8 protein-coding genes and 1 pseudogene are annotated in these 7,490 nt (G+C 59.0%); 4 read left to right on the forward strand and 5 right to left on the reverse strand.

Translation table 11 applies throughout. The features are described from left to right. The first annotated feature begins 650 nt into the window (after nucleotides 1-650). Complete coding sequence (locus tag C934_RS0131090) at nucleotides 651-911, forward strand: type II toxin-antitoxin system prevent-host-death family antitoxin (RefSeq protein WP_026372231.1); 261 nt, start codon at nucleotides 651-653, stop codon at nucleotides 909-911. Next, nucleotides 901-1,323 (forward strand): hypothetical protein, encoded by a 423-nt coding sequence (locus C934_RS0131095; RefSeq protein WP_018860406.1) that lies wholly within the window; start codon nucleotides 901-903, stop codon nucleotides 1,321-1,323. Before C934_RS0131090 ends, C934_RS0131095 begins: the two co-directional genes overlap by 11 nt. A gap of 329 nt (nucleotides 1,324-1,652) precedes the next feature. Here C934_RS0131095 and vapC read toward each other — a convergent pair whose 3' ends face one another. The 5 genes from vapC to C934_RS0131125 form a co-directional block, all read right to left on the reverse strand. Beyond that, complete coding sequence (vapC, locus tag C934_RS0131100; protein ID WP_018860407.1) at nucleotides 1,653-2,054, reverse strand: tRNA(fMet)-specific endonuclease VapC; 402 nt, start codon at nucleotides 2,052-2,054, stop codon at nucleotides 1,653-1,655. Continuing rightward, nucleotides 2,054-2,284: a type II toxin-antitoxin system VapB family antitoxin gene (gene vapB, locus C934_RS0131105; protein ID WP_018860408.1), complete on the reverse strand. Its 231-nt coding sequence runs from the start codon at nucleotides 2,282-2,284 to the stop codon at nucleotides 2,054-2,056. Before vapB ends, vapC begins: the two co-directional genes overlap by 1 nt. Before the next feature lie 342 nt (nucleotides 2,285-2,626). After that, the gene (locus tag C934_RS0131115; protein ID WP_018860410.1) at nucleotides 2,627-3,379 is read right to left on the reverse strand and encodes an ABC transporter ATP-binding protein; all 753 of its coding nucleotides are present in this window, start codon (nucleotides 3,377-3,379) and stop codon (nucleotides 2,627-2,629) included. Continuing rightward, on the reverse strand, nucleotides 3,373-4,437 hold the full coding sequence (locus tag C934_RS0131120) for a FecCD family ABC transporter permease (RefSeq protein WP_018860411.1): 1,065 nt from the start codon (nucleotides 4,435-4,437) through the stop codon (nucleotides 3,373-3,375). Before C934_RS0131120 ends, C934_RS0131115 begins: the two co-directional genes overlap by 7 nt. A gap of 3 nt (nucleotides 4,438-4,440) precedes the next feature. Continuing rightward, entirely contained in the window at nucleotides 4,441-5,571 is a 1,131-nt protein-coding gene (locus C934_RS0131125; RefSeq protein ID WP_018860412.1) for an ABC transporter substrate-binding protein, read from the reverse strand. Nucleotides 5,572-5,674: 103 nt separating this feature from the next. On the opposite strand from C934_RS0131125, the gene C934_RS0131130 reads away from it, so the two are divergent. Both C934_RS0131130 and C934_RS34995 read left to right on the forward strand, forming a co-directional pair. Next, nucleotides 5,675-6,490: a class I SAM-dependent methyltransferase gene (locus tag C934_RS0131130; protein ID WP_018860413.1), complete on the forward strand. Its 816-nt coding sequence runs from the start codon at nucleotides 5,675-5,677 to the stop codon at nucleotides 6,488-6,490. A 149-nt stretch (nucleotides 6,491-6,639) separates the two neighbouring features. Continuing rightward, nucleotides 6,640-6,726: pseudogene (locus tag C934_RS34995) on the forward strand (transcriptional regulator); the annotation flags it as partial. Nucleotides 6,727-7,490 lie beyond the last annotated feature (764 nt).

Genomic DNA, 7,490 nt, shown 5'->3' on the forward strand with positions numbered 1-7,490 from the left:
TCTGCCAGTTCCATTGCATGAGCTATAGACCACCCTTCTATAACTCATGATTATCTGTATTGATGAGCTATGGCAAGCTTGGCTATCGCTCAGCCAGGAAACTTCACGTGCTCCACCCAAACAGCGACGATCGGCAGGAAGCCGCCTGTCGCCGAACACATTTTGTTTAATAGCACCTCCTATTCCCGCTCGCCCTCGGCATTGGCGCCGAGGACATGGCCGCGCTGGCCGCCAAGATTCTCAATCAGGTTTGGGAGGTTGCGTAACATCGAATGAAACACTCGGCTCGTCTTGAAGGGATCTGACCCGGCGACCCCCTACTCAGACAGGTCAAGCGCTTAAGACGGATCTCGAAGCATCGGAACCCGCCTTCTTGCCCGGCCGCCTTTCTTTGGCGGCTATGCGTCGTCATATGGGCCCGACAACAAAAGTCTAATGCCGAGGCCCACCATCACGATGCCCGTGAAGCGTTCCTGCCATGCCAGCAACTTCGGCCAGCGGTTCAGGAATTGGCCAACCGAGCCCGAGGCAAGCGCGACGCCGCCCAGGGAGACACACCGGTCTGGCATTACTGACGCAGCACTTAAACGGTTTTTCTTGCAAATATAGAAAATCTGGATATTCTGGGAATTCCAATCGGAGTTCGTTCCATGCGCCAGTTCACGACGGGTGACCTCAATAAACAGGTTGGTGACGTCACCGATGCTGCGAGCCGAGAGCCGGTCGTCCTGACCAAGCATAGGAAGCCTCGCTTCGTCCTTATGAGCTACGATCATTACGAGCGTCTGCGCACCGGCGGCGATACTCGCAAAGTACATCGTGCGTCGGACATGCCCGCAGAGCATATAGACCTGTTTGACGCGGAAATCGATCGTCTGGCGCGTGGCGAAGGTTACGGCGATGAGCCGTGAATTTCTCCCCGGCCAGATCATCGCCTATCCTTATCTCTGGGCTTGGCAGAACGACCGCGGAGAGACAGATGGACGCAAGTCGCGGCCGACCTGCGTCGTCGTCGCGGTCCGTAGCGCCAAGGACGGCCTCACGCACCTTGCTCTTCTTGCTGTTACCACGCAGCCACCGCAGTTGGATCGCGCCGCCATTGAAGTTCCGGATACGGAAGCACGCCGAGCCGGCTTGACCGACCTGAAGCGATGCTGGATCATGGTCGATGAATATAATTACGATATCGCCGAGCGTTCCTGGTATATCGAGCCCGACGGAAACGTTCTCGGCCGTTTCAGCAAGGCATTCATGATGAAGATCGCGGCGTCGTTCGGTGAAGCTTCCAGAAAGTCGGGTCGTCGGATTAACCGACTGGATTGATCTGCACGACAAGACCCTGGCGAGCAGGCGCGGTCAGCTTGAGCAGATATCGCCTCCGATACATCCTTTCTTAAAACTGCGCTCCTACTTCCGCTTGCCCCCGGCAATGGCGCCGAAGGAACGGAATGAGCAAGGCCACACAAGATCCTTTATCACGGCTTGCCATGGAGATGGCGGACTTGATCCGATTTAAGACCTCGACACTGACTGCGATTGGTAACAGCCTATCAGAAGATCGAGCACCTTGGCTTCATGTTCGGGGCGCTGGCGGCCTCCCCGCAAGGCGTGGTGAAAGGCTGCGGCGTGCCACTCAGCCAGATTCAAAGCGCCTAGGCTGTCCAGTCCTCGACCCGCAAGCCAGGCACGCGATCAAACTCATGCCGATTGTTCGTGACCAGTATCAGCCCCCGTGAGCGGGCGTGATCGGCGATCAACTGGTCGTAAGGCGGGATCGGGGTGACGCCGCGTGCAAGTTCTGCACGCAACTGTCCTGTATGGCCAGCTGCCATCTCGTCATATGGAAGGACCTCGAGCAGTGCGGCAAAGCCTTCGACGACCGACAAATTCCGCTCTGGGGCGGCTGGCTTTTCTGCTCCACGGATTAAGTCCATCAGACCGATGGAGCTAATGCAGAATTGACCATGGTGTCGGTTGAACGCCTCGCGCATCTGCTGCGGGCGGTTCTTCACCGTAACCGTACAGATGTGTGTATCCAGCATGTACTTCAGCATTAAAATGCTTCACGCTCCTGCAAGGCCGGTTGATCACGTTCGTTCATAAAATCCGAGGTAGCCGCTTCGCCATCGAACCAGCTGTCCCAAACTTCTCCGGCAGGGGCGATAATCCTCGTGCGTCCAACTGCGACAATATCGACGCGCTTTACATCATCAGGCAGAGCGACGGCCTTCGGCAACCGAACGGCCTGGCTGCGATTGCTTTGAAACACTGCACCTTGTTCCATTTCCTATCCTCCGCGATATATGAAAGCCATATCCCATTTAGTTTTTGCGAATGGGATATGGCAATGGGATATACCTCGGCACACTGGGCGATGTTTGAGAAGTCGGTCCAACGCCGCGGCCTGTGTCGATGCGCTCAAGGCGGACATCAGCACCATGCTGGAGGTATTTTCGACGACCTGCCACCAGACTGCGATCATCGCTATCGCGGCACGCAGCTGACTCGAAGGTCAGGTCGTCGAATAGCCTGCCTGAAGCGAACATGGGTCATCGTGCCTGCGCGAAGCGAGCGATTCTGGATTTGCGATCGGAGCTCCCAGCTTATCACGGCAGCATCAACTCGATCAGAGCGCACCGTCGACGACGACTACGGGTCGCCCGCGCGAGCAGGTTTCGATGCGGGCATCCACACGATAGATGTCGCGCAGCATTTTCGATGTGATCACGTCAGCGGTCGCGCCGCTCGAGGTCATTTCCCCATTGGCGATAACGATCGTGTTTGTGCAATAGCGCAAGGCGTGATTGAGATCATGGAGCGCAATGAGCACGATCATGCCCGTGCGGCTGGCAAGATCGACGACGAATTCCAATACATCGATCTGGCGATGGAGGTCGAGGGCCGAAGTCGGCTCGTCCATCAGCAAGACCTCGGGTTTGCGCACCAGCGCCTGGCCGAGCGAGACGAGCTGTCGCTGGCCGCCCGACAGGGCGTCTAGCCCCCGGAAGGCAAGGTCCTCGATACGCAACGCCTTCAGGAGCGCGTCAATCTCGAAAAGCTCTTCGTCCTTTACCCGCCAGCCGCCGCCCTGTTTTGTGGCAAGCAGGAGCGACTCGTAGACCGTCAGCACGGCATTCGAGCCGGTGTCCTGCGGCATGTAGCAGATCGCCCGGTCGCCGCGCGTCGCATCCGAAAGCTGCACGACACCGGGGCCGGAAATTAGACCGGCGATTCGCTTGAACAGCGTCGACTTGCCGGCCGCATTCGGGCCGATCACCGCCGTGGTGGAACCGGGCGTCAAGAGCTCGATTGCGACCTTGGACAGAACCGTCGTGCTGCCATAGCTGGCGCCGAGATCCTTAAGCACCAAGCTTACCATGCACGCCTCCGGTTCGAGAAAATCAGGACGAAGAAGAAGGGAACGCCGACAAGCGCGGTGATGACGCCGATCGGCAGGATGGCGCCGGGGATCAGGACCTTGCTGACGACCGACGTCGCCGAGAGCAGCAGCGCACCGCAGATCACGGAACCGGGCAGAAAGAACCGCTGGTCCTCTCCCACGACCATGCGCGCGATATGGGGGCCGACGAGGCCGACAAAGCCGATCGTCCCGACGAAGGAGACAGGAATGGCGGCAAGCAGGCTGACGGCAAGCATGGTGTGAAGGCGCAGGCGCCGGACATTGACGCCCATGCTCGCCGCCTTGTCGTCCCCGAGCCTCAGGGCTGTCAACGCCCAGGCGTTACGCGCGAAGAGCGGTAGCGTCACGACGAGAATTGCGCCGGTGACGAAGACTTTGTCCCACGTCGCCTTGGTAAGGCTTCCCATGGTCCAGAACACGACTGCGGCGAGCGCCTGTTCGGAGGCGAGGTATTCGAGAAGCGACAGGGCGGCATTGAACGTGAAGACGAGGGCGATGCCGAGCAGCACGATCGTCTCGACCGTAACACCGCGCAGCGTCGATGCGAAATGGATGAAGAGCGCGGCCACCATCGCCATGACGAAGGCATTGACCGGAACCATGTATTGAACCGCGCCCGGAAAAATGGCGACACCTGCAACGAGCCCCAGCGCCGCGCCAAAGCTGGCGGCCGCCGAAATGCCGAGCGTGAAGGGACTGGCGAGCGGGTTCGAAAGGATCGTCTGCATCTGCGCACCTGCCACCGAGAGCGACGCGCCGACCGTGATCGCCATCAGCGCGATCGGCATGCGGATATCCCAGATGACGACACGCAGCTGGTCACCGGCAGCCTCCGGGGAAGCGAGCGCCGACAGCACCTCGGCAAGGCTGTAATTCGCGGGGCCCAATGCCATGTCGGCAGCCATGCTTGCCGCAAGCGCGACGACAAGACCTGCCAGGATAAGGATGCGCCGAAAGGCAAGGGTGCGATATTGATCGCGCCCCGTCACCTTCGTTCCGATCGTCGCAACGCTCATCGCCTATTCGCCCTTCAACGAGACAAAGTAGCCTGGCTTGTAGTCGAGCGGCAGGAAGCGCGCGTGAAGCTCCTTGAAGGTCGCTTCCGGGTCGAGTCCGTTGAACAGGTCGGGGTGCAGCCACTTGGCGATCTGCTGGATTGCGACGAACTGGTAGGGATTGTTGTAGAACTGGTGCCAGATGGCATGGACATTGCCATCCTTGACCGCCTTGATGCCGGTAAAGGCTGGGCGTTTCGTCAGGTTTTCCAGCTTGCGGTGCGCTTCGGCGATATCTGCGCCATAGCCGACGCCGACCCAATTGCCACCAGGCACATAGCCTTCCCACATGCCGCCGGTGATGATGACCTGATCAGGATTGGAGGCGATGATCTGTTCCGGGTTCACCGTGCCGAAGGTGCCTGGAATGATGTCCTTTGCCATGTTGATGCCGCCGGCCAGCTCGACCATCTTGCCGAAATTCTCGCCGCCGAAAGACATGCAGCAATCATCGGAATAGCCGCCCGCGCGCTCCATGAAGACGACCGGCTTTGCGGGGTTACTCTTCTCCAGGACATCCGTGACCTTCTTGATGGCGTCGGCGCGGAAGGTGATGAAGTCGTCGGCGACCTTCTCCTTGCCCATCAGCGTGCCCATGATACGCATGCTAGGCTCGGTGTTTTCCATAGGCTTTTCCCGGAAGTCGACATAGACCAGGGGAATGCCGACCTTGGCAAGCTTGTCGATATAGCCGGCCTCTTCCGTAGCTGTCTTGGCGTCGACATTCATCAGGATGACGTCGGGTTTCAAGGCTACTGCCTGTTCGATATCGAACGTGCCATCCTTCATACCGCCGAAGGTCGGCAGCTTGGCGATACCAGGGTATTTTGCGAGATAGGCCGCGTAGGATTCCGGGTCCGCCTTCGGCAGGTCGTCGCGCCAGCCGACGACGTGCTGGAACGGGTTGTCCTTGTCGAGCGCGGCAAGGAAATAGATCTGCCGGCCTTCGCCGAGGATGACGTGCTTTGCCGGTACATTGACTTCGACGTCGCGGCCCGTCACGTCCCTCACGACGACGGGACCGGCGATCGCGGGCAGCACGGTGGACGCGAGAACGCCAAGGGCGATCATTGCCGACTTGCCAGAAAAGCGCATGGGTTAAATCTCCGGTGGAAACTGAACCGCACTTATTATTTGATGACTTTCATAGTCAAGATTTATCTTTTAGAAGCATTCGAAGCTGAGATAGGGACGGAACATGCAGAGCGATCGAATGGCAGACAGCGCCAATTTCACCTTGCGGGATGAGATCAAGGCCTATTGGTCCGAACGCGCGGCAACATTCGACCAGTCGCCGGGTCACGAAATTTTCTCCGAGGAGGAGCGTGCGGCCTGGCACGCACTGATCGGGCGGCATCTCGGCCGCGGCGATGGCCGCAAGGCCCTCGACCTTGCCAGCGGCACTGGTGTGATCTCCCACCTGATGGACGATCTCGGCTACCAAGTTACCGGCATCGACTGGTCGGAAGCCATGCTGGAGCGGGCACGTGCCAAGGCGGCATCGCGGGGACGGGCGATCCGCTTTCACGTTGGCGATGCAGAGAACACGCTTGAAGCCGATGACAGCTACGACGTTATCATCACCCGCCACCTTGTGTGGACACTGGTTGACCCCGAAGCCTGTTTTGCGGAATGGCTGCGCGTCCTGAAGCCGGGCGGGAAGCTGCTGATCATCGACGGGGATTTCGTCAACACGGGCCTTGCTGAGCGGCTCATCAAGCGTCTCGCGACCTTCCTCGAACGGACGAACCTCATCAAGACACAGGCACCCCATGCCCCCGCCACCATGGCCAGCATGCATGAGAGTATCCTGTCGCGCGTCCATTTTTCTGGAGGCGCACGGGTTGATACGGTTTCCCGCATGCTGAAAGCAACCGGTTTCTCCCCCGTTGCGGCCGACACTAACCTGCGAAAGATCCATAAGGCGCAGTCGCAGTATTTCGGCTTCTTCAAAGCCATCGCACGCGGCCTTCAGCATCGTTACGCGATCATAGCGCAAAAGCCAGCTGAATAGTCAGCAGCGGATTTTGAGGGACCTCCAGCTCTTGAGACCTCATCAGGGGTGAATAGCGGCCGGCACCGTGGCACATTGGCGACGGCTTCGGTGAGCGTTTGGAGGAACTGCAGGACCGCGCCGGCGTCTCGGCCAGTTTCCTTCGGCTGGCGATGTCCCAGCATCTCGCCGTATCGCGAGCGGCAAGGCTGGTGCGCGAACAAAAGGAGGGCCGCTTCGTGAACTATGAAGTCGATCAATCCCGCATCTCGTGCAGCTTAGGGATCCCGAGCGGTGGTCTGGTCCTCGACAGCGGTGCGACCACGCGGGACAATTGGACTCGCCGCCGCTCGGCGTGTCTAGTGGATCCTTGCCTCCGACCACCTCTGGCGGGCGCGTTCCACGATTTCACCTTCGGAACGTGCCCCTTCCTGAAACAAGGCGATTACCATAGCAGCGACCTCGACCCTTGCCCTGCGGTCGCGCTCAATTCCGTTCTCGCGACAGATGGTCTTGAGAGCATGCTTGATGAATGAGAAGTCAAGGTAGTGCGGAGGAATGTAGCGGGCGTCGAATAGCGCACCTCGCAGAAGGATGCTGCTCTGAGCCGGAGCGCCTGCTCCGAGGTATCCTTGGTTTACAGCCGTCTTTCGCAAATCAGCCTCCGTGTCATTCGATAGAGCCGTTAACTGCTACGATTGAATAAGCGTACCGATTTAGTCCTTGCTAATAAACGGCGTGACTGACGTTATTGACAGTTTTATGAGCTTCAGCCGATTTGGAGGGGCCATTTCGTGTGCGCACATGGGTTTACTGATCGGCGTCTCAGGCGTTGTGAGGCGACGCGCCGCCACTCGACTGGCCCCCCAGTAAGGTCTTAAGCGGAGTCGAACCTAGTTCGGCAGGATACCGACCTCGATGAAGCACACACACGGCGAATTTAGTTCTGCAGCAGCAGCGCGTAACGGGTATGCCGACGTTCGCCCGTGCGCGTAAGGGCACCGATCTCTACGAGTTGCTG

It is taken from the genome of Rhizobium sp. 42MFCr.1 (genome assembly GCF_000377185.1).
GTDB classification, from domain to species: domain Bacteria; phylum Pseudomonadota; class Alphaproteobacteria; order Rhizobiales; family Rhizobiaceae; genus Rhizobium; species Rhizobium altiplani.

Bases quoted from the DNA above. Each gene is read 5' to 3' on its own strand.
- C934_RS0131095 (WP_018860406.1), top strand. From the start codon at position 901: ATGAGCCGTGAATTTCTCCCCGGCCAGATCATCGCCTATCCTTATCTC.
- C934_RS0131120 (WP_018860411.1), bottom strand. From the start codon at position 4,437: ATGAGCGTTGCGACGATCGGAACGAAGGTGACGGGGCGCGATCAATAT.
- vapC (WP_018860407.1), bottom strand. From the start codon at position 2,054: ATGCTGAAGTACATGCTGGATACACACATCTGTACGGTTACGGTGAAG.
- C934_RS0131125 (WP_018860412.1), bottom strand. From the start codon at position 5,571: ATGCGCTTTTCTGGCAAGTCGGCAATGATCGCCCTTGGCGTTCTCGCG.
- C934_RS0131130 (WP_018860413.1), top strand. From the start codon at position 5,675: ATGCAGAGCGATCGAATGGCAGACAGCGCCAATTTCACCTTGCGGGAT.
- C934_RS0131090 (WP_026372231.1), top strand. From the start codon at position 651: ATGCGCCAGTTCACGACGGGTGACCTCAATAAACAGGTTGGTGACGTC.
- C934_RS0131115 (WP_018860410.1), bottom strand. From the start codon at position 3,379: ATGGTAAGCTTGGTGCTTAAGGATCTCGGCGCCAGCTATGGCAGCACG.
- vapB (WP_018860408.1), bottom strand. From the start codon at position 2,284: ATGGAACAAGGTGCAGTGTTTCAAAGCAATCGCAGCCAGGCCGTTCGG.